26 protein-coding genes are annotated in these 24,403 nt (G+C 67.1%); 13 read left to right on the top strand and 13 right to left on the bottom strand.

From position 1 onward, the window contains the following. Positions 1–147 precede the first annotated feature (147 nt). Positions 148–459, top strand: coding sequence for a GNAT family N-acetyltransferase (locus ACIBCN_RS30390; RefSeq protein WP_396995124.1), 312 nt, complete (start codon positions 148–150; stop codon positions 457–459). Here the strand turns inward: ACIBCN_RS30390 and ACIBCN_RS30385 are convergent. Next, on the bottom strand, positions 453–1,214 hold the full coding sequence (locus ACIBCN_RS30385) for a lysophospholipid acyltransferase family protein (protein WP_396995123.1): 762 nt from the start codon (positions 1,212–1,214) through the stop codon (positions 453–455). The two genes, ACIBCN_RS30390 and ACIBCN_RS30385, sit on opposite strands and share 7 nt — an antisense overlap. Before the next feature lie 114 nt (positions 1,215–1,328). On the opposite strand from ACIBCN_RS30385, the gene ACIBCN_RS30380 reads away from it, so the two are divergent. The 3 genes from ACIBCN_RS30380 (at position 1,329) to ACIBCN_RS30370 (ending at position 3,273) form a co-directional block, all read left to right on the top strand. Then, on the top strand, positions 1,329–1,973 hold the full coding sequence (locus tag ACIBCN_RS30380) for a YqgE/AlgH family protein (RefSeq protein WP_396995122.1): 645 nt from the start codon (positions 1,329–1,331) through the stop codon (positions 1,971–1,973). 62 nt (positions 1,974–2,035) lie between these two features. Continuing rightward, the gene (locus ACIBCN_RS30375; RefSeq protein WP_396995121.1) at positions 2,036–2,545 is read left to right on the top strand and encodes a sigma-70 family RNA polymerase sigma factor; all 510 of its coding nucleotides are present in this window, start codon (positions 2,036–2,038) and stop codon (positions 2,543–2,545) included. Next, positions 2,542–3,273 (top strand): anti-sigma factor family protein, encoded by a 732-nt coding sequence (locus ACIBCN_RS30370; RefSeq protein WP_396995120.1) that lies wholly within the window; start codon positions 2,542–2,544, stop codon positions 3,271–3,273. Before ACIBCN_RS30375 ends, ACIBCN_RS30370 begins: the two co-directional genes overlap by 4 nt. Before the next feature lie 62 nt (positions 3,274–3,335). Here the strand turns inward: ACIBCN_RS30370 and ACIBCN_RS30365 are convergent, their stop codons facing one another. The 3 genes from ACIBCN_RS30365 to ACIBCN_RS30355 all read right to left on the bottom strand — a co-directional run bounded on the left by ACIBCN_RS30365 (position 3,336) and on the right by ACIBCN_RS30355 (position 5,729). Then, positions 3,336–4,106: an ABC transporter permease gene (locus tag ACIBCN_RS30365; protein WP_396995119.1), complete on the bottom strand. Its 771-nt coding sequence runs from the start codon at positions 4,104–4,106 to the stop codon at positions 3,336–3,338. After that, a complete protein-coding gene (locus tag ACIBCN_RS30360; RefSeq protein ID WP_396995183.1) occupies positions 4,103–5,083 on the bottom strand; it encodes an ATP-binding cassette domain-containing protein in 981 nt (326 codons plus the stop codon). Before ACIBCN_RS30360 ends, ACIBCN_RS30365 begins: the two co-directional genes overlap by 4 nt. Positions 5,084–5,213: 130 nt before the next feature. Next, positions 5,214–5,729, bottom strand: a complete 516-nt coding sequence (locus ACIBCN_RS30355) for an EXLDI protein (RefSeq protein ID WP_396995118.1) — start codon at positions 5,727–5,729, stop codon at positions 5,214–5,216. Positions 5,730–5,896: 167 nt separating this feature from the next. Here ACIBCN_RS30355 and ACIBCN_RS30350 point away from each other — a divergent pair, with 167 nt between their 5' ends. From ACIBCN_RS30350 to ACIBCN_RS30330, 5 genes are all read left to right on the top strand, one after another. Then, positions 5,897–6,670: an MspA family porin gene (locus tag ACIBCN_RS30350; RefSeq protein WP_396995117.1), complete on the top strand. Its 774-nt coding sequence runs from the start codon at positions 5,897–5,899 to the stop codon at positions 6,668–6,670. Positions 6,671–6,812: 142 nt separating this feature from the next. Continuing rightward, positions 6,813–8,498 carry a thiamine pyrophosphate-binding protein gene (locus tag ACIBCN_RS30345; RefSeq protein WP_396995116.1) on the top strand — a complete coding sequence of 562 codons (1,686 nt, stop codon included), beginning with the start codon at positions 6,813–6,815 and terminating at the stop codon, positions 8,496–8,498. Continuing rightward, positions 8,495–9,208, top strand: a complete 714-nt coding sequence (locus ACIBCN_RS30340) for an SRPBCC family protein (protein WP_396995115.1) — start codon at positions 8,495–8,497, stop codon at positions 9,206–9,208. Before ACIBCN_RS30345 ends, ACIBCN_RS30340 begins: the two co-directional genes overlap by 4 nt. A gap of 8 nt (positions 9,209–9,216) precedes the next feature. Beyond that, positions 9,217–10,260 (top strand): 3-oxoacyl-ACP synthase III family protein, encoded by a 1,044-nt coding sequence (locus ACIBCN_RS30335; protein ID WP_396995114.1) that lies wholly within the window; start codon positions 9,217–9,219, stop codon positions 10,258–10,260. Beyond that, positions 10,257–11,291, top strand: coding sequence for an aminotransferase class I/II-fold pyridoxal phosphate-dependent enzyme (locus tag ACIBCN_RS30330; protein WP_396995113.1), 1,035 nt, complete (start codon positions 10,257–10,259; stop codon positions 11,289–11,291). Before ACIBCN_RS30335 ends, ACIBCN_RS30330 begins: the two co-directional genes overlap by 4 nt. Before the next feature lie 4 nt (positions 11,292–11,295). Here ACIBCN_RS30330 and ACIBCN_RS30325 read toward each other — a convergent pair whose 3' ends face one another. From ACIBCN_RS30325 to ACIBCN_RS30310, 4 genes are all read right to left on the bottom strand, one after another. After that, the gene (locus ACIBCN_RS30325; RefSeq protein ID WP_396995112.1) at positions 11,296–12,300 is read right to left on the bottom strand and encodes a bile acid:sodium symporter family protein; all 1,005 of its coding nucleotides are present in this window, start codon (positions 12,298–12,300) and stop codon (positions 11,296–11,298) included. A gap of 176 nt (positions 12,301–12,476) precedes the next feature. After that, positions 12,477–12,830, bottom strand: a complete 354-nt coding sequence (locus ACIBCN_RS30320; protein WP_396995111.1) for a hypothetical protein — start codon at positions 12,828–12,830, stop codon at positions 12,477–12,479. Beyond that, positions 12,827–13,696 carry a DUF692 domain-containing protein gene (locus ACIBCN_RS30315; RefSeq protein ID WP_396995110.1) on the bottom strand — a complete coding sequence of 290 codons (870 nt, stop codon included), beginning with the start codon at positions 13,694–13,696 and terminating at the stop codon, positions 12,827–12,829. The genes ACIBCN_RS30320 and ACIBCN_RS30315 overlap by 4 nt, the downstream gene beginning before the upstream one ends. A 24-nt stretch (positions 13,697–13,720) precedes the next feature. After that, positions 13,721–14,620 carry a TIGR04222 domain-containing membrane protein gene (locus ACIBCN_RS30310; protein WP_396995109.1) on the bottom strand — a complete coding sequence of 300 codons (900 nt, stop codon included), beginning with the start codon at positions 14,618–14,620 and terminating at the stop codon, positions 13,721–13,723. A gap of 175 nt (positions 14,621–14,795) precedes the next feature. On the opposite strand from ACIBCN_RS30310, the gene ACIBCN_RS30305 reads away from it, so the two are divergent. Further along, positions 14,796–15,170, top strand: a complete 375-nt coding sequence (locus tag ACIBCN_RS30305; protein ID WP_396995108.1) for a cupin domain-containing protein — start codon at positions 14,796–14,798, stop codon at positions 15,168–15,170. A gap of 4 nt (positions 15,171–15,174) precedes the next feature. Here ACIBCN_RS30305 and ACIBCN_RS30300 read toward each other — a convergent pair whose 3' ends face one another. Beyond that, complete coding sequence (locus ACIBCN_RS30300) at positions 15,175–15,582, bottom strand: SdpI family protein (RefSeq protein ID WP_396995107.1); 408 nt, start codon at positions 15,580–15,582, stop codon at positions 15,175–15,177. A 352-nt stretch (positions 15,583–15,934) separates the two neighbouring features. Here ACIBCN_RS30300 and leuS point away from each other — a divergent pair, with 352 nt between their 5' ends. Further along, complete coding sequence (gene leuS / locus ACIBCN_RS30295; protein WP_396995106.1) at positions 15,935–18,778, top strand: leucine--tRNA ligase; 2,844 nt, start codon at positions 15,935–15,937, stop codon at positions 18,776–18,778. A 46-nt stretch (positions 18,779–18,824) separates the two neighbouring features. Here leuS and ACIBCN_RS30290 read toward each other — a convergent pair whose 3' ends face one another. Further along, positions 18,825–19,598 carry a polysaccharide deacetylase family protein gene (locus ACIBCN_RS30290; RefSeq protein ID WP_396995182.1) on the bottom strand — a complete coding sequence of 258 codons (774 nt, stop codon included), beginning with the start codon at positions 19,596–19,598 and terminating at the stop codon, positions 18,825–18,827. A gap of 146 nt (positions 19,599–19,744) precedes the next feature. Beyond that, a complete protein-coding gene (locus ACIBCN_RS30285) occupies positions 19,745–20,446 on the bottom strand; it encodes an SDR family oxidoreductase (RefSeq protein WP_396995105.1) in 702 nt (233 codons plus the stop codon). A gap of 196 nt (positions 20,447–20,642) precedes the next feature. On the opposite strand from ACIBCN_RS30285, the gene ACIBCN_RS30280 reads away from it, so the two are divergent. Both ACIBCN_RS30280 and ACIBCN_RS30275 read left to right on the top strand, forming a co-directional pair. Next, positions 20,643–21,980: an MGH1-like glycoside hydrolase domain-containing protein gene (locus tag ACIBCN_RS30280; protein WP_396995104.1), complete on the top strand. Its 1,338-nt coding sequence runs from the start codon at positions 20,643–20,645 to the stop codon at positions 21,978–21,980. Positions 21,981–22,072: 92 nt separating this feature from the next. Beyond that, positions 22,073–22,807 carry a glycoside hydrolase family 25 protein gene (locus ACIBCN_RS30275; RefSeq protein ID WP_396995103.1) on the top strand — a complete coding sequence of 245 codons (735 nt, stop codon included), beginning with the start codon at positions 22,073–22,075 and terminating at the stop codon, positions 22,805–22,807. Between the two features lie 64 nt (positions 22,808–22,871). Here ACIBCN_RS30275 and ACIBCN_RS30270 read toward each other — a convergent pair whose 3' ends face one another. Next, on the bottom strand, positions 22,872–23,675 hold the full coding sequence (locus ACIBCN_RS30270) for a hypothetical protein (protein ID WP_396995181.1): 804 nt from the start codon (positions 23,673–23,675) through the stop codon (positions 22,872–22,874). A 94-nt stretch (positions 23,676–23,769) separates the two neighbouring features. After that, positions 23,770–24,300 (bottom strand): lipoprotein LpqH, encoded by a 531-nt coding sequence (locus ACIBCN_RS30265; RefSeq protein WP_396995102.1) that lies wholly within the window; start codon positions 24,298–24,300, stop codon positions 23,770–23,772. Positions 24,301–24,403: the final 103 nt, after the last annotated feature.

Genomic DNA, 24,403 nt, shown 5'->3' with positions numbered 1-24,403 from the left:
CTGCGCAGGTCGCCACCGACAGACAAGTCGAGCACCGGATTCCGCCGGTCAGGCGGCCGCGGCCGCGGCCGTCCCCAGTCCGCGGCGGCCGCCGCGCGATGCGTTGCGGAATGCGCGGATGACGTCGCACGGGAGTAGCGTCGAGCCATGTCGACGGAGGTCCGTATCAACACCGCTCTGGAACGCTTCGAGCTCTATGTCGACGGTGACAACGCCGGATATGTCGAATATCAGGACACCCAGTCCGAACGCGCGTTCGTGCACACCGAGATCCACCCCCGCTACGAGGGCCAGGGCTACGGCCGCGTGCTGGTCGAGGCGGCGTTGAACAGCACCGCGGCGGACAAACTCGGCGCGTTGCCGATGTGCCGAATGGTGCACCACTTCATCGAGACTCGGCCCGAATATCTGGTGATGGTGCCGCACTGGGCACGCGACAGCCTGAACCTGCCTCAGTAGGCGGCGACGGCCCCGTCCAGCGCCTGCTGCAGATCGGTGCGCACCAGCCGCGCGATATCGCCCGGCTTGCTCGGCAATTCGGTGATCGGCACGCCGAAGTAGAAGCTGGCCGACTTGGCCTCCTCCTTGTTCGGCTGCACCGCCGGGTCGGTGCGCGGCCCGTAGCTCAGGCCCATCGACACCAGCACCGGCTCGACGCCGAGCTTCATCGCGCGAAACGCGATGTGCCCGATCCCGCTACCGACCGGCTGCACCTGAGCCGGGTCGACCTCGTTGCAGGTGCCCTCCGGGAACACCGCGACACCGTCACCGCGCGCGATCCGCTGCGCGCAGATGTCCATCATCCGCTGACCAGCCGCGTTGACCGCCCGGATGCCGTGATCCTTGCCGCGGAAGACCGGGATCCCGCCCATCATGTCGATCTTGCGTCGCTGCTCGGGCTCCTCGAACAGCTCGTCCTTGGCCAGCACCCGCACCCGCCCGATCACGGGGCGCAACGCGCTGCGCCACGCCGCCGCCGCGACCGTGTACGGATCGTTCTCGGAAAGATGATTGATCGAGATCAACAGCGGTCGGCCCTGCCGGATCGCCGCGCGCATACCGGCATGCGCACCCTCGGCGTAGGAGACGCGGGGATAGTACCGACGACCCAGAATGGCGTATGCGGCCCAGGCTTTCAGCCGATTCTGCCGATGGTCGAGATAGAAGTCGTACACGGTGTCGCTGTTCTCGAGGCGTACCTCGGGAGGTTCCATGACACGGACTCTACGACGACCGCAAGCGCCCAGCATCGGCTCCCGACACAAATTCATGACACCGAACTGGTCAGCGGAAGCGCATATCGCCGAAACAACTGCGATGATGTCCGAGTGGCACGCGCAGACGACCCGGATGATCGGAAAACTCGCGGCGGGCACGGCGACCGCAAGCGGCGCGATTACCGGCACGGCGAGCAGGTGGTGCGCGCCGGCACCCTGCTGGTGTCGGCGACCGAACTGGCCGAACCGACCTTCCGGCGCACCGTTGTCTACATCATCGAGCACAACGACGCAGGCAGCCTCGGCGTCGTGCTGAACCGGCCGAGCGATACGGCCGTGCACGACGTGCTGCCCCGCTGGACCGAGGTGGCGGCCGCGCCGCGCACCCTGTTCATCGGCGGCCCGGTCAAACGAGACGCGGCGCTGTGCCTGGGCACCATCCGCGTCGGCGCGACCATCGACGGCATCCCCGGCCTGCGCCGGATCGACGGCCGGGTGGTGCTCGTCGACCTGGACGCCGACCCGGCGGAGATCGGGCAGCTGGTCGAGGGCATCCGCATTTTCGCTGGTTATGCGGGCTGGACCTTCGGGCAATTGGAAGGCGAGCTGGAAAACGACGACTGGATCGTGCTGTCCGCGTTGCCCTCCGACCCGATCAGCACCGGCCGCGCCGACCTGTGGGCGCACGTGCTGCGCCGCCAGCCCCTCCCCCTGTCGCTGCTGGCAACCCATCCGATCGAACTCGAACGAAATTGACATGTGCGCACTTATTGAACCGTTCACCCCTGCTGATTCGTGGGATGAGCGGGAGGTGAGCAATGCCCGACAACCGAACCGAGTTGTTGCGGGTCCTGTACGACGAACACGCGGCCGCATTGTGGCGGTACACGCTCGGTTTGGTCCGCGACCCCGGACGGGCCGAGGACATCGTGCAGGAAACGTTGCTGCGAGCGTGGCAGCGACCGAACGTGCTGGATCAGTCCGACACCTCGGCGCGCGCGTGGCTGTTCACGGTGGCACGCAACCTCGCCGTGGATGAGCACCGCAGCGCCCGCAACCGGCGCGAGTTCCGCACCGACAGCCCGCCGGAGCAGGCCACGCCCGACCAGGCCGACCGGGCCTTGGACGGCTGGGTGGTCGCGGACGCGTTGGGCAGGCTGAGTCCCGACCACCGCGAGGTGATCGTGCGGGCCTACTATCGGGGCCTTTCCACCCACCAGATCGCCGACGAACTCGACATTCCGGCGGGCACGGTGAAATCCCGGATGCACTACGGCATGCGGGCACTACGGCTGGCATTACAGGAGATGGGGGTGACGAACCAATGACCGATATCGCTGACGACTACACCGCGTGGGACGCGCCCTATGTGCTCGGCTCCCTGACCAGAACCGAGCGCCGGGAATACGAAGAGCATTTGGCGGGCTGCCCCGCCTGTCAGGCCGCCGTCGCCGAGCTGGCCGGCATGCCGGGCATGCTCGCGATGGTCGAACCCGCGACCGCGCTCGCGATGATCGATCTGCCCGAAGCGCTTGCGGCACAGCTTGGTTCGCCGACGACCGAGGCCGGTCCGCCGGTGCCGCGGTTGCTGCCCAGGCTCGCCGACGCGGCCGAGAAGCGCAGGCGCCGGAGCCGGTGGGTGTCCATCGGCGCCGCGGTCGCGGCGGCCGCCGCCGCGGTGGCCATCGCGGTTCCGGTGGTCGCCACCGTGACCTCGTCGGGCAACACCAGCACCGACCAGGTTGTCGCGGAACGCAGTATGCAACCGCTCAAGCCGAATCCGGTAACGGCCAGCTTCAAGGTCGTGCAGGCCAACGGCAAGACGCGGATCGTGATGACCTGTAGCTACGGACCGAGCGAGCAGCAGTACAACTGGAATCTGAAGCTGTTCGTGCTCGGCACCGACGGCAGCCAGACCGAACTCGATCAGTGGCCCGCCGGGCCGGGCACCGAGCTGACGATCGACCGGACCGTCGACAAGACGCCGGAGCAGATCCAGGCCGTGCAGATCCGGTTGGCGTCCTCGGGCGAGACGCTGCTGTCCGGCACCGTCTGAGGACACCACCGATCCCCCGCCGGGTTCCGGCGGGGGATCGGTACCCCTCATCGCGTGCTGGCTCAGCTGGTCTGGCGACGGAAAATCGAGTTCGCCCAAAGGAATCCGACGAGGGTGAGACCCGCGCACCAGGCCAGCGCGAGAATGCCGTTGTTACCGATCTCGGTGCCCATCAGCAGGCCGCGCACGGTCTCGGTGATCGGCGTGAACGGCTGATACTCGGCGAACTGACGCAGCCCGACGGGCATGGTGTCGGTGCTGACCAGACCGCTGCCGAGGAACGGAAGCATGATGATCGGGAAAACGGTGTTGCTCGCGCCCTCCGGGTTCGACGACAGCAGGCCCAAGGCGACCGCGAGCCAGTTCAGCCCGAAGATCGTGCAGCTGAGCAGACCGAACGCGGCGATCCATTCGACCGCGTTGGCATCGGGTCGCCACCCGATGAGCAACGAGACCACGGCCATCAACACGATGCCGCCAAGCGCCTGCAGCAGCGCACCGACCACGTGACCGGTCAGCATCGACGACTGCGTGATCCCCATGGTGCGGAAGCGATTCACGATGCCTTTGGAAGTGTCGGTCACGATGGACACCGCCACCGACGCCGTGATGTAGGCCGGCACCATCAGCAGCATGCCGGGCGCGAGATAGTCGATGTAGTTTCCGCCGGAAGACTTTTCGAGCGCGCCGCCGAAGACGAACTTGAAGATCAGCAGCAGCACGGTCGGCATCACGATGACGCCGACGCTCATGCTCGGATACCGCTTGGCATGAGTCAGGTTGCGCCGCAACATTGTTGCCGAGTCGGCAAGGGCGTAGGACATGCTACTCATGCGACGGTTTCCTTTTCGAAGGTCGGCTGGCCGGTGAGGGTGAGGAAGACATCGTCGAGATTGGGCGTGTGCACGGCGAGCCCCTCGACCTCGATCTGCTCGTAGTCGAGCCGATCCAGCAGCGCCCGTAGCGATTTCACACTGCCGTCGCTCGGCACGGCGAGCGTCAGGTCGGCGTCGCCCTCGGCGTCGTCGACCGGCTGCGCGGCGACGCCGAGCGCGGCGGCCGCGGCGAACAACGCGGCGCTGTCGGCGAACTGCAGTCGGATGTGCCCACCGGGCACCAGCCGCTTCAGTTCCGCCGCAGTGCCTTCCGCGACGATCCGGCCGTGGTCGAGCACCGCGATGCGGTCGGCCAGGTGGTCGGCCTCCTCGAGGTACTGGGTGGTGAGGAAGACCGTCACGTTATAGTCGTCGACCAGCCCGCGGATGAGCTCCCAGATGGCCCGCCTGCTGCGCGGGTCCAGGCCGGTGGTCGGCTCGTCGAGGAAGATGATGCGCGGATCGCCGACCAGCGTCATCGCCAGGTCCAGCCGTCGGGTCATGCCGCCGGAGTAGGCGGACGCGGGCTTGTCGGCAGCCTCGACCAGGTCGAAGCGTTCCAGCAGATCGGCTGCCAGCCTTCGGGTTTCGCGCCGGGGCAGATGATGCAGATCGCCCATCAGCCGCAGATTCTCCCGGCCGGTGAGCAGCTCGTCGACCGCGGAGAATTGGCCGGTGACACCGATCGCCTTGCGCACCGCGTCACGCTCGGCCTCGACATCGTGGCCGCCGACCCGGCTTTCTCCCCCATCGGCGTGGATGAGTGTGCTCAGGATCTGCACGGTGGTGGTCTTGCCCGCGCCGTTCGGGCCGAGCAACGAGTAGACCGTGCCCTCGGGGACGGTGATGTCGATACCGTCGAGCACCACCTGCTCGCCGAAGGATTTACGCAAGCCAAATGCCGAGATGGCGGGTGCGCGATGGCCGTTGACCATGACGGTCCTTTCAATGAATTTCATAATTGAATGCGCATGTGCGCATGACTAATCCACACCGCTCCCCATGTCTGGGTGCGGCTTTACCGGTCGAGTAGTTGGTGTTCAGTTGTGCGGAAATGCGATTCGGCTAGATGTCGAGGTCTTCGATCTGCGGCCGCTTCGCGATATCGACCACCCGCTCGTAGACCTTGTCCGGCAGTTTGCCTTTCAATTCCTCGATCGAGTCGACGATCTCCAGCAGGAAATCGCCCCAATCCTGCTCGCCGACGCCGAGCATGCGCCGCCAGTTCTTCAAATCCTTGATCCAGTTGGCGGATTGGGGATATTCGTCCCAGCTGGCGTAGTGCGCGTGCAGCACGAACTTGCCTTTGCGGCTGCGGAACACCCGGACATGTTCCATCCGGTGGTCGTTGATGTCGTTGGTTTCGAAAAGCAGGGCGCCGGAGAACCGAACCTGCCGGACGCCGTTGTGCCCGACCCGGACGATGACCTCGTCGTACCCTTCTTGCCGACCCTCTTCCAATTCGATGAACCGGCGCAACGCCGTGGTCACCGCCCCGGAGAGATTGCCGCCGACCAGTTCCTGGGCCCGCTGGAACAGCGGCAGATCATCATCGGCAACATAGATCGTCTTGTTGGGCATGACACGACTATACGTAGATGTATACGTACACGCAAGCTCGGCGACACCGCCCGGCGAAATGCGGCGTTTCGGAATCCAGCTCTTGTAGGTTGCTGGAAGGTCACCATCATCCTCCGACTGGCACCTAACCGCCAGCTACTGGACGCGGATTGCGAGAAGGTGCGGCTGTGAAGCCTCGGAATGCCCAGCGAAAGTACAGCACACGGATGGTGCTGGGGAGTTGCCTGCTCGCACTGGCCATGCCCCTGACCGCCGCGACGCCAGCGTCGGCCAGGTTCGTCGATCCCGCGACGCTGCCGGTCCGAATCGGCCACCAGCTGGTCAAACGGACCATGGACGGCTACGCGTTCATGATCATCGAGGCGAACACCGCGGCCAACGTGACACCACCGCTGGACCACAATCCGTTCAGCAAGGAAGCCTTCCTGTCCGGGATCGGCATCGGCCAGGTCGACGGGCCCAAGCGCGGCAAGATAGTCAGCGCGGTGCTGGAGGTGGGCTACGAAATCGGCTACCCGGTGGCACTGGCGCCCAACGGGATCACCGCGACGCTCAACTCGCCGTCGGTGGCGGTCACCGGAAACACCAAGCCGAAGATCTCCGGCAGCACCGCATCGCAGTCGCAATCCCAGCCCGAGGCCGCCGCCGAATCGGATACCCCGCTGAACTACGAACTCGGCGGCGAGTTCGGTGCGCTGGCCACCGTGCTGCCGTCCCAGCAGACATCGTTCCAGGTGGGGCACGGCGGCATCGTCGCGACGACGTTGGCGACGGTCGCACTGACCCAGCCCATGGCATACGCCGATTTGTCCGACACACATCTGACCGTCACCGGCGCGTTCGGGCCGGTAACGGTGCGGACGTTCGTGAAATTCACCCTGGTCACCCCAGGCGGGCAGACCAGCGAAGTCGTCTACAGCGACCCCATCGAGCTGAGCTGAGCGACTTTCGATAGCGCGGCCGTCGCCGCGCTGCTGGCCCAGCGTTGAACCGTCCACCCTTCCCGCCCGTATTACTCCTGTACGCAGCAAGTGATCTCGCGTGTGCCCAGTGCACGGAGGGACACCGCGGGAAGGAGTGCCGATGCAGAGCCGGGTCGTGGATTATTTGGTACAGGCGGTTTCGACCTTGGGAGTCCGGCACATTTTCGGCGTGGACGGCGCGAACATCGAGGACCTCTATGACGCGATCTTCGACGCGCCCTACGACGTCACGGGGGTGATCGCCAAGCACGAATTCTCGGCGGCCACCATGGCCGACGGGTACGCCCGCTCGACCGGCGGGCTCGGCGTCGTCGCCGCGACGTCCGGCGGGGGCGCGATGAATCTCGTTGCCGGACTTGCCGAATCGTTCGCCTCGCGGGTACCGGTGCTTGCGCTGGTCGGCCAGCCGCCGACCGCGCTGGAGGGCAATGGCGCTTTCCAGGACACCAGCGGACAGGCGGGCACCATCGACGCCGCCCGGATGTTCGACGAGATCACCCGCTACTGCGCGCGCGTCGAGACCGCCGCCGACCTGCCCGATCAGCTGGCCAGGGCGGTCGGTGCCGCCCGGCGCGGCGGCCCCGCGGTGCTGCTGCTGCCCAAGGATGTGCAGCAGGCGGACATGGGCGCGGCGGGCTCGATTCGGTTGCCCACCAAGGTGTATCGGCGCGACGAGGCGGGCCTGACTCGGCTGCGCGCCGCGCTGACGACGGCGCGACGGACCGGCAAGATCGTGATCATCGCCGGTGACCAGGTCGCCCGCGACGACGCGCGGGACGAGTTGGCGCGGTTGGCCAGCGCACTGGACGCCGCGGTCGGCGTCGCTCCCGATGCCAAGGACACCTACGACAACACCGACCCCGGCTTCTGCGGGGTCGCGGGCACGATGGGGCATCCAGAACTCAGCGCGGCCGTCCGGTCGGCGGCGTTGTGCCTGATCATCGGCACACCGATGCCGATCACCGCGCGCACCGGGCTGGACGAATTACTGGCGGGCGCCGTGGTGGCGAGCATCGGCGTGACGTCACCGTACCTGCCGACCATCCACGCCACCAGTACCGACCTGGCGCGCACGCTGGGCGAGCTGGCCGACGAATTCACCGCTGCCACCACGGCACCCGAGCGACGCGCCATCACTTCGCTTACCCCGCTGCATGTTCCGGCAGCCTCCGGCCCCGGACTGCGCTACCGGCAGCTGGTGGAGACCATCGAAGCCGGACTGCCCGAGGGCACCGACGTCTTCGCCGACGCGGGCAATACCGGTGCGGCCGTGGTGCATCACCTGCGGGTGCCGCGCGGTGGCCGGTTCGTGGTCGCGCTCGGGATGGGCGGCATGGGGTACGCGTTCGGCGCGGGCATCGGTTCCGCGTTCGCCCGCGGGCACGGACCCGACGGGGTGCGGCGCACCGTGGTGGTGGCCGGTGACGGCGCGTTCTTCATGCACGGCATGGAGATACACACCGCGATCGAGCACGCGCTGCCGATCACCTTTCTCGTGCTCAACAACAACGCCCACGCCATGTGCGTCACCAGAGAACAGCTGTACTACCGAGACCGCTACAGCTTCAACAGATTCCGGCCCGCGCACCTCGGCGACGGCGTCGGCGCCATGTTCCCCGAACTGCCCACCTTCTCGGTGCGCCTGCCTGCCGAGCTGGCCGCGACGCTGCGGCACTGCATGGAAACTGCGGGGCCGTCGTTCATTTCGATCGACGTGGACCCGGACGAGGTGCCCCCGTTTCTTCCGTTCTTGACGACCATCGAGCAATCCAGGAGTACGAAATGACCGCAGCGCGTAGCGATTCCATCAGGGCCGGTGGCCGGGCGCCGGGTGGGCCTACCGGCGCCCTGCCAGCACTCAGCGACATCCCGGAGGACCTGCTGCCGACCGGCCTGTTGCGGATCGAGAATTCCGACAAGGACGCGACCACCCCGATCATCATGGACATGCTGCGGTCGGTCTATCCGCACGACCAGATCTTCGGCGACTACTGCCCGGTGCAGGCCTACATCGCCGCGCCGCCGCGCGCGGTGTACGAATACCTCGCCGACACTCGCTCGCTGGAGGAATGGACCTACAGCCTGCGTGGTTTCGTGCCGACCGAGGAACCGGGCCTGTGGCTGGCCTACGACCGGCTCGGTGATGAGACCCAGATCTTCACTCGCACCGTCGCGCACCCCGAGGGGATGACCGTCGACTACCACTGCGCCTGGGATCAGTCGCAGCACCTGTGGATGATCTACTTGCTGCGGGTCGTCGACGCGCAGACGGTGTTCAACAAGCCGGGTTCAGTGGTGCTGTGGGTCAACTGCAAGCACCCGTTCTACGACGAGAACCCCTATCCCGAGACCGCGCCCGCGAAGCGCCCGGTGTGGGTCGGCGACTTCTGGGAGATGTTCTCCGCCGGTCACCAGCTGGAGATGGACAACCTCAAGGCGATCTGCGAATTCCGGGCGGCACATGACCTGCCCATCAAGCCCGACTGGATGAAATGAGACCAGGCATGATCCCCACCAATCCGGACGCTCCCGCGCTGCCCCCGGTCAGCCTGGTCGATGTGGCCAGCTACCTGCCGGGCGAGCCGGTCGGCACCGAATACTTCACCCAGTTCTCCCGTTCGGACCGGATGGCCAAGAACGTGATGTTCCGCTCGCCCAAGGCCCGCCACCATGTGGGCCGGGACGAGACCGCGGTGGACATGGTCGAGCGCGCCGTCGCGCCGCTGATCGAACGCCATGGCGCGCGGTTCCTTTCGGACATCGACGTGCTGATCACCCATACCCAGCTGCCGGACAATCCGGTGATGGGCTGCGGACCCGAGGTGGCCAAGCGGCTCGGCGCGCGCCCCGCCTTCGTGTACGACGTGCACAACGGCGGCTGTGCGGCCTTCGTGCACATGATGTCGATCGCCCGCATGGTGCTGCAGACCACCAACGCGCGCACCGCACTGATCGCGGCGACGCAGAACTGCGCGGGCCCGGTGTTCACCCAGCCCGACATCCGCAAGCTGGCGCAGGCGCCGGTGCCCGGCGACGGCTGCGGGGTCGGGCTGCTCGTCAAGGACGACAGCGCGCCGATCCTCGACCTCGAATGCCGCACCTATCCCGAATTCGCCGGGGACATGGAGTTTTCCACCAATGGCGAGCGCAAGTACTGGGAACCGGGCGAGGGCCAGGGCTGCGTCAGCTTCACCGAATCGAAGATCACCAAGGTGTTCGCGCGCGGCAACCGGCTGGTGCCGGAAGTCGCGCTGGCGGTGTGCGATCGGATCGGGGTGAAGGGCCGCGACATCGACACCTTCGTCACCAATCAGCCGAACCGGTTGTTCCTGCGCAACTGGCACGATGCGCTCGAGCTACCCGCCGAACGCCATCCGGACACCTTCGACAGGTGCGGAAACCTGTTCGCGGCAGGCATTCCGGTGACCCTGGATGTGGAGAACCGGGCGGGCAGGCTGCGCAACGGCTCGGTGGTGCTGCTGTCGGCGTTCGCGCACGCGGGTGACTTCGCCGGGGCCGCGGCCATCCGGTGGGGCGCGGCACGATGAGCCTGCACCTCGTCGACGAGACCACGCCGTCGCGGCGCCGTGGCGGGCCGTCAGCGCAGCCCCGATTCGATCTGACCCTGAGCGAAAACCCGTTCCCGCCACTGCCTTCGGTGCTGCGCGCGGTGCACAGCGTACTGGCACAGGCCAATCGCTATCCAGAGTTCCTGCCGCGGCGGCTGCCGAAGCTGATCGCGCAGCATCACGGCGTGCATCCGGACCAGGTGGTGGTTGGCTCCGGCGCGACCGGGGTGGCGATGCAGATCATCCAGTCGCTCACCACGCCCGGTGCCGGAATGGTTTACGCGGCACCGACCTTCGACGGCTACCCGATCCTGGCCGAGATGGCGGGCGTGGAAATGGTGCCGGTGCCGTTGGACTCGGCGGGCAACCAGGATCTGCGGACGATGACCAAGGCCATCGACAAGTGGACCGGGCTGGTGGTGGTGTGCCGTCCGCACAATCCGACCGGAACGGTGGTCTCGGCCGCCGCGTTGCGGACGTTTCTGAGCAGCGTGCCCGCGCGGGTGCCGGTGATCCTGGACGAGGCGTATGTCGAGTTTCTCGGGGCCGCCGACTACATCGACCCGCTCGCCCTGTTGAGCAAGCATCCGAATCTGCTTGTGCTGCGTACCTTCTCGAAGGCCTACGGGCTGGCCGGGCTGCGCATCGGATATGCCTTCGGCAGGCCCGAAATGATGGCCAGGGTGCGCAAACTGCAATTGCCGTTCGGGGTGAGTTCGGCGGCGGTGGCCGCGGTGTCCGCGTCCTACGCCGCCGAACCCGAACTCGCCGTGCGGACCATGCGGATCACCGCCGCGCGGGAGACATTGCGGAACGCGTTGCGGCGCCTTGGGATCGCGGTGCCGCTGAGCCAGGCGAACTTCCTGTACCTGCCGGGGCCCGGCGTGGCCACCGCGCTGCGGCGGGCAGGCATCGCCGCCAAGGCGTATCCCGATGGGAGTGCCCGTATTTCGGTCGGCGACCCGGACGCGGATCATGCGGTCCTGACGGCCCTGGAGACGCTGCGTTAGCCGGTCATGCGGCGGGCCGCAGTTCGCCTTCCTCGCCGGACTCCGCCGCCTTCTTGGCCCAGCGCTGCGCCAAGGCGGCACAGGTGATCAGCTGGATCTGGTGGAACATCATCAGCGGCAGCACGATCAGCCCGACCGGCTGGCTGGCGAAAAGCACCGTCGCCATGGGCAGTCCGGTGGCCAGGCTCTTCTTGGAGCCGCAGAACACGATCACGATCCGGTCGGGCATGGCGAAGCCGAAGATCCGGCCCATCAGCATGGTCGCGGCGATGACCAGCGCGAGCAGCACGCAGCAGACACCGGCCAGCGCGAGAATCCGCCACGGCGAGAGCATGTGCCAGATGCCTTCGACCATGCCCGCGCTGAACGCGCTGTAGACGACGAGCAGGATCGAGCCCCGGTCCACCAGCTTCGTCGGCTCGGCGTAGCGGCTGAGCCAGCGATGCACCTTCGGCCGGATCAGCTGACCGATGGCGAACGGCACCAGCAGCTGCAGCACGATGTCGCCGATCGAGGAGAAATCGACGCTGGCCTGGCCGGTGGTGTTCATCAACAGGATGACAAGCAGCGGTGTCACGAAGACGCCGATCAGGTTCGATGCCGTCGCGCTCACGATCGCACCGGGCACATTGCCTTTCGCGATCGAGGTGAACGCGATCGAGGACTGCACGGTAGACGGCACCAGGCACAGGAACAGCAAACCGGTGTACAGGTCGTCGGTGAGCACGCTGGGCACCAGCAGGTGCGCCGCCAGCCCGAGCAGCGGGAACAGCACAAACGTGCTTGCCAGGACCACGGTGTGCAGCCGCCAGTGGGTGAGGCCGGCCAGGGCCTCCTTCGGCGAGAGACGGGTGCCGTACAGCAGGAATAGCAATGCGATGGCAATCTTCGTCAGCACGCTCACTACGTCGGCAGCGGTACCCCGGGCGGGAAACACACTGGCCAGGGCAACCGTAGCGAGGATCGACAGGATGAAACCGTCGATGTAGAACTTGCTAAGGAATCGCACACCACACGCTAACGCCGACGGTGTTCCCAGATAGAACCGAAAAGTACGTAATTCGTCACACCATGGGACCTCTTGGCATGTTCGATGAATACGAACGTTCGTCTGCATGCCTGCCGTCGACGGCCTCGGTGCCGGCGCTTCGGCGTGTTGATGACAACGCGCGGCGAATAGCCCGGCTAGCGAAGTCGGCGCGGGAACGACTTACGGGCGCCGCTCGTCGACAGCGCGACACTCACGTATTCAGCGAAAGCTGTTGCGTCCGAAGCGGTAGTCGTCTTCGGTTTGTCGACAGCCCAGGCGACGAACTGTTCGGTGAAGTCGGCACCGCAGGCGTGCGCGAGTAACGGGAAGCGGCGCGCGACTTCACCCGCGCGTTTGTGCAGCAATGCCTGGGCCGTCGCGGCGACGGCTTCGGTATCGAAACCGTCCGGCGCCGGACTCCCCGCTACCAAGGCGTGGACTAAAGCCGCCTGCCGCTCGGCAAGCGCGTCGACTTCCCGCCTCGATGAATGCGCTTCGGGTGTCCTCATGTGCGCGCCGATCGTGCGCGGCCGGTGACGGACGGTCGATGCGCTGCCGCGGCGATGGCGTCGAGTTCGTCGAGGAGTTCGGCAGCGGGTGGGTAGTTGCCGTCGCGTTCCAGCATCAGCGGCACCGGGTGGATATCGGTGAATTCGCTGACGAGCGTGAGGATTTCGGCAGGAATCGGGTCGGTGTGCGTGTCGTGGTAGCGGCCGCCGGATTCGTGGCCGCCCGCGACATGGCAGTAGGCGACGCGGTCGGCGGGTAGACGCAGGAGTTCGTCGAGCGGGTCGCGGGCGCGATTGCGGGCATTCGCGTAAACGTTGGCGATATCGAGCAGCAGGTAGACCCCGGTGCGGTCGACGAGTTCGGTGAGGAACTCCGACTCGGTGTATTCGTCGTCGGGCCAGTCGAACAGTGCCGCGATGTTCTCCACAGCCAGCGGTACGTCGAGCGCTTCCTGAGTACGGGAAATGTTGCGGGCCAACACATCCAAGGAGGCTTTGCTGCGCGGTACCGGAAGCAGATGTCCCGCTTCGACCCCGCCTGCCCGGACAAAGGCGACGTGCTCGCTCACCAACGGTGCACCGAGCGCCCGCGCACACGCGGCGAGATGGTCGATCCGGTGCTCGGCCACCGGTTCGGCGCCACCGAGCGACAGCGAAATGCCATGCGGCACAATCGCTACCCCGCGGTAGATCAACGCCGTCAGCTCGTCGGGGAGCACGACCTTCGACCTGCCGAGCCGCCGCCGCACCGGCAGCGACTCCGCGATCACCTCACCGAACCCGAGCCCATCCAGCTCCGCGATCACCCCGCAGATCTCCGGACGCCAGCCGATGCCGAGCGTCCCATTCACCAACGGTCCGCTCATCCAAGGCTCCGGTGCGCGCCGCGATCAGCCGCCACAACCACCACCGCAGCCGCCACCGCCGCTACAACCACCCCCACCGCTGTCACCGCTGCTGCTGCCGCCGTCGCCGCCTGACGAGCTCGGCGGCTGCACGGCACTCGCGAGCCCTGGGTCCAGGGACAAGAGCGCGGCACCACCGAACACGGCCGCGGCAAGCGCGGCGCTCTCCGCGCCGTAGGTGGCGTAGGCAGGCGAATTGGACGGCCGCAGATGCGCATTGCTGCTCGTCGCGTTCTTGCGGGCCAGTCGGCCGAGCGGTGTCAACCGGGGTTTGGCCACCACAAGCCAGTAGCCGAAGGCCTGCACCACGAGCGCGATGACCAGGAACGCGACCGGGTTGTGCTGCAGCGTTCCCGCGATGAACCGCACCACCCCGACCGCGCCCACGATCAATAGCGGCAGGCCCGCATCCCACAGCCTGCGCCGGAAGGCCGCGTCGGGAAAGTAGCCACGCTTGATCATCGAGTCACGCAGTCGGCCGAGGGCCGCCGCCGAATTCGCGGTCAGCGAGACGACCGTCGGCTTGGCTCCGGCAACGATCCGGTCGTAGATCGACCGGGTGAACGGATCGAGCCGATGCTTGTCCGCATCGGTCAGCGGCCGCGCCGGTGCGGCCGCCGAGTCGATCAGGTCGTGGCCGCGCAGCCGGGCCAGCGCGGTCAGCACCGCGCGGCGATCGTCGAACAACATGGCGAGCTCGGGCAGCGACAGGTCCATGCCCGGCCGCTCGATGCCACGCTTATCGACCGCGCCGCGGGTCACCCGCAATCGCATCAACAATCCGAATAGCAGCGCGAGGCCGATGAATGGCCAATACAGCGCCATGAAGTCGGGTCCGGAGATTCCCCACGTATTGCCCGCGGCAACAAAGTCGAGCGAGTTCATTTCCACCCCGAAAATCAAGCTGGTACTACAACGCCCCAAGTATGGACCGCCGATACCGCCACCGACAGGGTTCGACCCGAAACGTAACTCGGTCGACTCAACCCACCCGGCCCGCACGGAAAGGCCTGGTCGCCACAGTGCTACCCGGGGCACCGGAAAATGGTTCGATGGTCTGATGCGACGCGAGTATCAGGTGAACGCGGCACCCGCGCAAAACACCGCGAGCCGCGTGCTGTTCCGCATTGCCATCGGCCGTCGCGAGTTGGTGCTGCGCCAGACGATCATCGAACCCGGCGGCAGCAGCGGTTGGCATTATCACGACGGCACGCTGCTGGTCGTGGTCACGCGCGGCACGCTGGATCACCCTGGCGCGGACTGCGCACCGGTGACCTACCGCCGTTGGCGTGTCTTTCGCGAGCCGAGTGGTTCGAGTTATCCCCATGTCGCACGGAACCGTGGCTCGGCGCCGGTCCAGCTGTGCGTGCTCTACCTCAATCCGCTCGGGAGTCCGCTGTCGCGCAGCGTGCCCGCACCGGAATGCGCCGAATAAGGGTCTAGGTCGCGGGCTGGCAAGCGTCGCGCAGCGAGCATGCTCCGCACGCGCTGCCGCAGCCGCCGACCTCCGCGGGCGGCGCGAGGGCGGCGGCCGTCGACGCCGCGGCATTCGCTCCCGCGCCGAGGGTGAACAGCGCGACGACAGCCGCTCCGGCACCGACGAGCAGCGCGACGATGCCGCTCGCGGCGAGGGCGACGAGACCACCGGCGAACAGCAGCGCGCCGGCCGCCAGCGAGGTGGGGGCGGCGACGCGATTCGCGATGCGGAAGGTCTCGTCATCGGATAGGGCGGCCTCGGTGTGCACTCCGACGAAGCGGTTGCGCGGCAGCCTGCCGATCAGTCCGAGTGCGCCGGTTGCGATGGCCACCAGGGCCAGCACGAACAGGACGAGAGCGACGACGAGCACCCATGCAGGCTAGCGCATCGGTGTCATACGCCGGCCGGGAGCTCCCCGCAACCGATCAGCACCCGACCCGCCACCACCGGCGGACAGGCGTGTTCCACACTGTGCGGGGCCAGGCCGGCGACGTAGCAACCAAACGCACTGTTGGGACCGCTCGGATGGGAACGACAACCCGCGAGTAATGCGAAGACGGTGCGGCACAATCCCATACCGACGGGCGGGTAACTTTCTTCGAGGCGCGGACGCGGACCCGCCGACCGAGTCAGCGCAGCCCGATTTTCGGTACTGCGGTCCGCACGTTCTACCCTGATAGACGAAGTTTGTCGGGGATCGGCGATCACAAGAAGGCAGGACCGTGCAGGACACTCGTGCAACCGATAGCGATGTACCCGAGCACCGGTACACCGCGGAGCTCGCGGGCCGCATCGAACGTCGGTGGCAGCAGACGTGGAGCGAGCGCGGGACCTTCCATGCGCCGAATCCGGTCGGTCCACTCGCCGGTGCCACCCCCGCGGACAAGCTGTTCGTCCAGGACATGTTCCCGTACCCGTCCGGCGCAGGACTGCACGTCGGGCATCCGCTCGGCTACATCGCCACCGATGTGTTCGCCCGCTACCACCGGATGCACGGCCGCAACGTGCTGCACGCGCTGGGCTACGACGCGTTCGGCCTGCCCGCCGAGCAGTACGCGGTGCAGACGGGCGCGCACCCGCGCGACACCACCGAGTCGAACATGCGCACCATGCAGCGCCAGCTCGATCGCCTGGGGCTCGGCCACGACCGGCGGCGTTCGTTCGCCACCACCGATCCCGAGTACTACCGCTGGACCCAGTGGATCTTCCTGCGCATCTACAACGCCTGGTACGACCAGGAGCTGAATCGGGCCCGCCCGATCAGCGAACTGGCAGACCAGTTCGCCACCGGCGCCCGGCCCGCCCCCGACGGCAAGGACTGGGCGGCACTGTCGGCCGCCGAGCGCGCGGCAGTGCTCGACTCGTATCGCCTGGTGTACCAGACCGATTCGATGGTCAACTGGTGCCCGGGCCTGGGCACGGTGCTGTCCAACGAGGAGGTCACCGCCGAGGGTCGCAGCGAGCGCGGCAACTTCCCGGTGTTCCGTAAGCGGTTGTGGCAGTGGATGATGCGCATTACCGCCTATTCGGACCGGCTGGTCGACGACCTCGATCACCTGGACTGGCCGGACAACGTGAAGGCCATGCAGCGCAACTGGATCGGGCGCTCGCGGGGCGCACAGGTCAAGTTCGACGCGAACGGTGCGCAGATCGAGGTCTTCACGACCCGTCCCGACACGCTGTTCGGTGCGACGTATGTCGTGCTCGCGCCCGAGCACGAGTTGGTCGACACACTGACCGCGGCCGCATGGCCCGCTGACACGGATGCGCGCTGGACCAACGGCGGCGCGAGCCCCGCGGATGCCGTTGCGGCCTACCGCAAATCGATCGCGGCCAAGTCCGATCTGGAGCGCCAGGAGAACAAGGAGAAGTCCGGCGTCTTCCTCGGCAGCTACGCCACCAACCCGGCGAACGGCGCGCCGATGCCGGTCTTCATCGCCGACTATGTGCTGAGCGGCTACGGCACGGGCGCGATCATGGCGGTGCCGGGGCACGATCAGCGTGACTGGGACTTCGCCACCGCGCTCGGTCTGCCGATCAAGGAGGTGGTGGCGGGCGGCGACCTGACCGCCTCGGCCTACACCGGCGACGGCGCGATCGTGAATTCCGGCTACTTGGACGGACTTTCGATAGACGAGGCGAAGGCGACGGTGGTCGCCCGGCTGGAGGCCGACTGCCACGGCAAGGGCACCATCCAGTACAAGCTGCGCGACTGGCTGTTCGCCCGCCAGCGCTATTGGGGCGAGCCGTTCCCGATCGTGTACGACGAGGACGGCGCGCCGCACGCGCTGCCGGAATCCATGCTGCCGGTGCGGCTTCCGGACATGGACGACTTCGCCCCGGTGACCTTCGATCCGAACGACGCGGACTCCGAGCCGTCGCCGCCGCTGGCCAAGGCGACCGACTGGGTCGAGGTCGAACTGGATCTCGGCGACGGGCCGAAGCGGTACCGGCGCGACACCAACGTCATGCCCAACTGGGCGGGCAGCTCCTGGTATCAGCTGCGCTACGCGGACCCGACCAACCCGGAAGCGTTCTGTGCCAAGGAAAACGAGCAGTACTGGCTCGGCCCGCGCACGGGCGAGCACGGCCCGGACGATCCGGGTGGCGTCGACCTGTACGTCGGCGGTGTCGAGCACGCGGTGCTGCACCTGCTGTACGCGCGGTTCTGGCAGAAGGTGCTGTTCGACCTGGGTGACGTGTCCGGGTACGAGCCCTACCGGCGCCTGTTCAACCAGGGCTACATCCAGGCCTACGCCTACACCGACGAGCGCGGCGCCTACATTCCGGCCGCCGAGGTGGTCGAGCGCGACGGCAAGTTCTTCTGGACCGACCCGACCGGCACCGAGATCCCGGTGAACCAGGAGTACGGCAAGATCGGGAAGTCGTTGAAGAACGCCATCTCGCCCGACGAGATGTGCGATCTGTACGGTGCCGACACCTTCCGCTTCTACGAGATGTCGATGGGCCCGCTGGACACCTCGCGGCCGTGGGCGACCAAGGACGTCGTCGGCGCCCACCGCTTCCTGCAACGGATGTGGCGGCTGGTGGTGGACGAGGAGACCGGCGGACTGCGGGTCACCGAGGCCGCGCCCACGGACGAGACACTGCGCTTGCTGCACAAGACGATCGCCGGTGTGGACGAGGACCTGGCCGCCCTGCGCGACAACACGGCGGGCGCGAAGCTCATCGAGCTGACCAACCATCTCACCAAGACCTACCCGGACGGCGCACCGCGCGCGGTGGTGGAGCCGCTGGTGCTGATGCTGGCCCCGCTGTCGCCGCACATCGCGGAGGAGCTGTGGGAACGCCTGGGCCACACCGCTTCGCTGGCGCACGGCCCGTTCCCGGTGGCCGACCCGGCGCTGCTGGTGGACGAGTCGGTCGAGTACCCGATCCAGGTAAACGGCAAGGTGCGCAGCCGAATTCAGGTTCCGGCGGACGCGGACACCGCGGCCATCGAGGCGGCCGCGCTGGCCGACGAAAAAATCGCCACCCTCCTCAACGGCGCCGCACCCCGCAAGCTGATCGTCGTCCCCGGCCGCCTGATCAATATCGTCGCCTGAGTGTCATCGAGGTGAGTCATATGGTTTGCCCCAACTGATTGTTGGGCTAGTGCGGGGGGAGTAGGACGTCGTTGAGGGTGACCATGGCTAGGTTGCGCTCTTTGATGATGTCGACCAGTTGGCCGTAGCAGTGGGTTACCGCGGGGGCGTTGGCGTGGCCGATGATGATGGTTTGGGGGTGGAAGTACTTGCGGGCGCACTCGATCAGGTAGTCCTCGGTGATGACGCCGGAGTCCGATAGGGAGCCGTACCACATAGCGGGGACGGGGTAGCCGAGGTCGGCGGCGACCTTGTCGACGGTGGCGTTGTGTCTGCCGAACGGCGGTCGATAGTACGGGGCGCCGTCGACGCCGAAGTTGTTCTGCAAGTGGGTTTTTGCGCGTTGTAGCTGGTCGGCGACGGCTGCGGCGGAGAGCTTGGTCAGGTCGGGGTGGTCCCAGGTGTGGTTGCCTAGCTGGATCTGGCCGGAATCGACCAAGGGGCGCAAGGCGTCCCGGTGGATCGACCATGAGTCGTAGTAGGCGGTCACGAAGAAGGTGAAGCGGGCGCCGGTGTCCTTGGCGAATTTGATGTACGCGCCGACCACCTCGGGGCTGGCTCCGTCGTCTACGGTCAGCGCCATGTTGGTGCCGGGGCCGGGCAGGGCGGTGATGGTGCTGGCGGGGATCGGCGTCTTCGGGCCGCCGGGCGGGGGCGGTAGCAGGGGTGGCTTCGGCGGGGCAAGCGGGTCGCCACCGGCCGAACCGCTGTTGAGCGGGTCGCCCTCGGCGACCGCGCAACCGGCCAGTATGGCGGCAGTACCTGCGGCGAGCATCAACATCCGGCGTCTATCCACTGCTTCGAAACCCTTGCTTTGATCGAACGACGCCGCTCTCTCTCCAGGGGGCGGCGCACAATACAGCGACAGGCTACCGATCGTATCTGTCCACAACCTGAACCATTGATCACGCGGGAACGAAAGACCCGCTAGCTCGACGCGGGTCGCAGCACGATCTCCGTCGGATGCCCGTCCCTCGGCGTCTCCACCGCGTTGCGCACGACACCGGCGACCGTCTCCGCGCGCAGAAACTGCTCCGGGCGGTACTCGCGGCCCTCCTGCGCGATGATCTCGCGCTGCATGTCGGTGTCGATGCGACCGGGATGAATCGAGGTGACCCGCAGCTTGGGCTCTTCGAGCCGGAGCGCGTCGGCGAAGGCGCGCAGCCCGAACTTGCTCGCGGCGTAGGAGGCCCAGCCGGCGTTCGCGCGCAGCCCGGCGCCCGAATTGATCAGCACCACGTGGCCGTCCGCCGCGCGCAGCGCGGGCAGCAGCAGCCTGGTCAGCTCGACCACGGCGATCAGGTTGGCCTCCAACGTGTTTCGCCACTGATCGACGGTCGACTCGGCGATCGAGGCTAGGTCCTGAATGCCCGCGTTGTGCACGAGCACGTCCAGCCGCCGGATCGGCTCGGTCGCCGCGGCCACCGCCGGATAGTCGGTCAGCTCGACCGGCCACGCGGTCGCCTCGGGCAGTTCCTTGCGGATCGCGTGCAGCGCGTCGGCGGATCTGGCGCCGAGCAGCAGGTCGTGCGTCGGCGCGAGCTCGCGAGCGATGGCGGCGCCGAGGCCGCGGCTGGCGCCGGTGATCAGCGCGGTCGGCTTCGGAGAGCTGGTCACGGCATTGGTCATGCGCCCCACCGTAATAGCCCGCGGAAACACAGCGATGCACGCATACATCACTGCAATAATCTCGGACAGCGAATCAGGGACGGGGCATTCGAGAGTGAGAACCGCCGAGCACGAGCCGCCCACCGGCAGGTGGGACGAGGCCGAGTCGGACACCGCCGAGCGGGCGTACCTGCGGGTGGCATCGCAGAATAGGGGGATGGCACACCCGGGTTTCACCCCGACACAGCTCGCGGCCCGCGCCGCCTACCTGCTGCGTGGCAACGACCTGGGCACCATGACCAGTGCCGCACCGCGCCTGTATCCGCACATGTGGAGCTGGGACGCCGCGTTCGTCGCGGTCGGGCTCGCCCCGCTGAGCGTGGAGCGCGCCGTGATCGAGCTGGACACGCTGCTGTCGGCGCAGTGGAAGAACGGCATGATCCCGCACATCGTCTTCGCCAACGGCGTCGACGGGTACTTCCCCGGTCCGTCCCGCTGGGAGTGCCGCAAACTGGCCGCCAACGCGCCCGACGGCCCGGATACCTCGGGCATCACCCAGCCGCCCGTGCACGCCATCGCGGTGCAGCGCATTCTCGATCACTCCCGGCGGCACGGCCGCGGCACCCGCGCGGTCGCCGAGGAATTCCTGAACCGGCGCTGGCCGGACCTGGTGCGCTGGCACCGCTGGCTGGCGCACGCGCGCGATCCCAAGGAGACCGGGCGGATCACGCTGTATCACGGCTGGGAATCCGGCATGGACAACTCACCGCGCTGGGACCGCGCCTACGAGAACGTGATCCCCGGCGAGCTGCCGCCGTACGACCGCGAGGACGTGCGGGTGGTTGCCGACCCGACGCAGCGGCCGAGCGACCGCGAATACGACCGCTACCTGTGGCTGGTCGAGCAGATGCGCAGGGCGGGCTACGACGACTATCAGCTGGCCTCGACAATGAGCTTCGCGGTCGAGGACGTGTTCGTCACCGGGATCTTCGCGCTGGCCTGCGAGGTGCTCGCGAATATCGGTGAGGAGTACAAGCAGCCGCTTGCCGACGTTCGCGATCTGTACGCGTGGGCCGATCGCTTCCGGGCCGGCGTTGTCGCGACTACTGATGCGCGCACCGGCGCGGCCAGGGACTTCGACGTGCGCTTGCAACGCTGGATCGGCACCGAGACGCTGGCGATGTTCGCGCCGCTGCTGTGCGGCGGGCTGCCGCGCGACACCGAACGCAGCCTGCTGCGCACGTTCGAGGGTCCGCGTTTCTGCGGACATCCGGATCTGCGGTACGCGCTGCCGCCGTCCACCTCGCCGGTGTCGCGGGAGTTCCGTCCGCGTGAGTACTGGCGTGGCCCGGTGTGGCCGGTGATGAGCTGGCTGTTCTCCTGGGTGTTCGCCCGGCGCGGCTGGGCCGAGCGCTCGTTCATGCTGCGGGCCGAAGGGTTGCGGCAGGCCAGCGACGGCAGTTTCGCCGAGTACTACGAGCCGTTCACCGGCGAACCGCTCGGCAGCATGCAGCAGTCCTGGACGGCGGCCTCGGTGCTCGATTGGCTCGGCTGATGGCGGCCGGCGCGGCCGTCAGATAAATATTGCGCAACTGCACCTTGTGCAACATTGGTCACATTAAGATCAAATAGCTATCGTCGAACACCATGGACACCTCTCGCTGGCGCTCGACCATCCGTCGCCGCGGCACGGCGCTCTCATTGATCGCACTATCCGGCATCCTCACGGCTACCCTGTCCGCGAGTGCCGGGGCCACGCCGACGGGCCCGGACGTCTCGTCCTGGCAGCACATCGACGGCCGACTCATCGACTGGTTCGCGGTGAAACGCTCCGGTCATACGTTCGCCATGGTCAAGGCCACCGAGGGCGTGAGCTACATCAACCCGTACTTCGTCGCGGACAGCCTGCTGATGCGGGCGGCCGGCGTCGCGCGCGGCACGTACCACTACGCGCGGCCGAACCTGGCGCCCGAACCGCAGGCCGCGATATATGCCGCGGTGGTGCTCGGCCAAAACGGCGCGCTGGATCTGCCGCCGGTGCTCGATCTGGAGACCACCGGCGGGCTGCCACCCGCCGCGCTGATCGACTGGACGCGACGGTATCTGAGCTCGGTGCAGGCGCTCACCGGACGGACCCCGATCGTCTACACCTATCCGAACTTCTGGCGGACGGCGATGGCCGACACCAACGAGTTCACCAGGTACCCACTGTGGATCGCCGACTACCGAGGAAACGAGGCACCCGAGGTGCCGGGCGGCTGGTCCACCTGGACGTTCTGGCAGACCACCGACAGCGGCGGCATCGACGGCATCGCGGGAAACACCGATTTGAACGTATACAGCGGTGCCCAAGGCGATTTCGCGCGATTCGCCAATATGTAGTCCGCCGACGCGAGAATGCCGCGTTGTTCGAGAATCTCGAATCAACGCGGCATTCGTTGCGGGGCTACGCATTCACCGCAAGGGCGATGACGACCTCGTGCTCGTTCTCGGGCAGATAGTGCACCCGCAGGATGCGACCGACCTGCACCTGCCCGACACTGCTCGGTGCGAGGAACTTTTCCACCCGGGTGCCGAAGGTCGAGCCGTCCGGCCTGGTGACCACCAGGCCGAGTTCGATTTTGGAGTGACCGTCGCGGATCTCGCCGGGCACCGAAAGCGATTGCACCACAGCCTGAGTCGCGATACCCCGCTCGGCGATATCGAGCTTGTGCCTGGTCGTGATGCCCTTGCGGATCATCGACTCGTTCATCGCCCGCTGCGCCATGGAGGTGTCGCCGGACATGTCGACCTCGACCTTGCCGGTCCGGCCGGGCAGATAACGCACCGGGAGCACGACTCCCGGCTGTAGCAGCGCCAATTCGGTAAGCGGCACAATCATTTTCGCGGTGGCGGTGAAGTTCTTTCCGTCGACGCCCTCGACGCCGAATTCGATGCGGACCTGCGGTTGGTCGTTGACGGTCAAGCCGGTCTGCGCGAACGACCTGATGGTGCCGAGCCCGACCAGGCCGTTACGGAACTCGGCGCTGTTGCGGCCGGTGAAGGCCGCGACAATGCCCTCGCCGGTAAACGCGAAGACGATGGGTACCAGGGTGATCGCGGTGATCGGCAGCGCCATCTGCCAACCGAGCCAGCCCAGTGCGGCGGGCTCGTAGGCATTGGCGCTGACATAGGTGAGGCCGTGGAAGAGGTAGTAGCCGATGGCCAGTGCGGCGAGTGCGGCGGTGATCCAGCGGAGGGATTTCATGATGTTCCTCGAAGATTCGATAGGGGCGCGTTGTCGGCCCGCTCGAGCGAACTCGAGCGGGCCGGCCTCGCGCATTCGCGCTTGCCAGCGCTGGTGGTCAGCCGCCGACGACGGTCGAGCAGGCGAAGGTGACGTCGAACTTGGACGACTTCGGGCCGGCCAGCGGGTTGGTCAGATCCGCGCTGACGCCCTCCCCGGTGACCTTGTAGGTGTTGCCGTCCTTGGTGAGCGTGGCCGAGCCGCCGGGCATCCCGTTGCCGAAGCCGATCGCGTACGGCTGGCCCGCGTCGCCGCCCTTGCTGCCCGCGATGCCGACGGCCTGCACGGTGTCGGTGCCGGTGATGGTGGCGCTCACCGAGAGGTTGCCGTAGGCGGCGTTGGCGGCATCGGTCAACGCGAGTGCCAGGGTGCCGCCCTGCTTGGCGCAGGTGGTGGTGAACTTCGCGTCGAAGGCCTTGCCGTCGACCGACGCGGTGGACTTGCCCGACGGCGCCGAGTTGGTCTGTGGGGCAGCGGCGGTCGAGGACTTGGGCGGGGTGCTGCTCGCGTTGTCGCTGCAACCGGTGACGAAGAAGGCGGCAGCGGCGGCGGAGGCGACGAGGGCGGCGGTGACGGACTTGGTGTTCATGGTTTCTCCTGTGTTCGTGCGGCCCGGGTGTCTGGGCCGATACGAGAAACCTAGGAACGCGTCGCGCCCTACCGATCCCAGGTTTTACCGGGTTCGAATCGGA

The organism is Nocardia sp. NPDC051052 (assembly GCF_044456045.1).
GTDB lineage: Bacteria > Actinomycetota > Actinomycetes > Mycobacteriales > Mycobacteriaceae > Nocardia.
Note: the sequence above shows the minus strand (reverse complement) of the source record. Positions and strands in the feature narration are given on the sequence as shown.